Source organism: Mycobacterium sp. NGS41 (assembly GCF_059812725.1).
Genome location: NZ_JCALDF010000069.1, coordinates 1 through 1,428, shown reverse-complemented (window position 1 = coordinate 1,428; position 1,428 = coordinate 1). Strand labels below are relative to the sequence as shown.

Below are 1,428 nucleotides of genomic sequence, written 5' to 3'. Positions count from 1 at the left end.
GGTCAAGTCCAGGGATGTGGTGTACGACGTCGTCGTGTGATTCTTCGAGGTGATGGTTCAGGCGGTCAGTGCCGCCGGGGTGTCCTCCTGTTCTGTTGACGGTGTGTGGTCGGCACGGCATTTGCTGAGAACTTCGAGTCCGAGGTAGCGCCGCGATTCGGCCCATTCGTCGTGTTGTTCGGCCAGGACGGCGCCGACGAGGCGGATCAGGGCGTTGCGGTCGGGGAAGATGCCGACGACGTCGGTGCGGCGGCGGATCTCTTTGTTGAGCCGTTCCTGGGGATTGTTGGACCAGATCTGGCGCCAGATCTGTTTGGGGAAGGCGGTGAAGGCCAGCAGGTCGGTGCGGGCGTCCTCCAAGTGCGCGGCCACCTTGGGCATTTTGTCGACCAGTGCGTCGATGACCCGATCGTATTGCGCGGCAACGGAATCAGCGTCAGGCTGATCGAACACCGAGTGCAACAAGGTGCGCACCCACGGCCAGGAGCTCTTGGGAGTTACCGCCATCAGGTTGGTCGTGTAATGGGTGCGACACCGCTGCCACGACGCGCCAGGCAAGGTGGCGCCGATCGCATTGACCAGCCCGGCGTGGGCGTCAGAGGTGACCAGTCTGACCCCGGACAAACCGCGGGCGGTCAGCGATCGCAGGAACGTCAACCAGCCGGCCCCGTCCTCGGCGGTGGTGACGTCGATGCCCAGGATTTCGCGGTAGCCCTCGGCGTTGACCCCGGTCGCGATCAGGGCGTGCACGTTGACCACCCGGCCCGCTTCGCGCACTTTGAGAACCAGCGCATCAGCAGCCATGAACGTGTAGGGGCCGGCATCGAGCGGTCGGGTCCGGAAGGCTTCCACGGCGGCGTCGAGTTCTTTGGCCATCACCGACACCTGCGACTTCGACAGCGACGTGATCCCGAGGGTCTCGACGAGTTTGTCCATCCGCCGCGTCGACACGCCCAGCAGATAACAGGTGGCCACCACGGTGGTCAGGGCCCGCTCGGCGCGCTTGCGGCGTTCGAGCAGCCAGTCCGGGAAATACGAGCCGTGCCGCAGCTTGGGAATCGCCAGATCCAACGAGCCTGCGCGGGTATCGAACTGGCGCTGCCGATAGCCGTTGCGCTGATTGATCCGCTCGGCGCTGCGCTGGCCGTATCCGGCACCGCACAGGGCATCGGCTTCCGCACCCATCAAGGTATGGATGAACGTGGCCAACAACTCACGCAGCACGTCAGGGTGGCAGGTAGTGAGTCGTTCAGCCAACACGGTAGGCAGATCGATATCGTGGGCACTGGTCATCGCGTTGATTCCTTTGCTCGAGTGACTTTGGACGGTCTCTCGAAGAATCACGCGATGACCTTCAATCACTCGGCTACGACACGCCGGTCCTCAACTCATGGCCCGACTCGTACACCACTTTGGTGGACGCAACCT

Annotated in this window: 1 protein-coding gene; it reads right to left on the bottom strand. The window is 63.5% G+C overall.

Translation table 11 applies throughout. The features are described from left to right. Window positions 1-57: 57 nt before the first annotated feature. Entirely contained in the window at window positions 58-1,293 is a 1,236-nt protein-coding gene (locus AC5Y21_RS25945) for an IS256 family transposase (protein ID WP_499917005.1), read from the bottom strand. Window positions 1,294-1,428: the final 135 nt, after the last annotated feature.

What these genes read in the sequence shown, in the direction of transcription:
- AC5Y21_RS25945 (WP_499917005.1), bottom strand. Translation starts at nt 1,293, where the DNA reads ATGACCAGTGCCCACGATATCGATCTGCCTACCGTGTTGGCTGAACGA.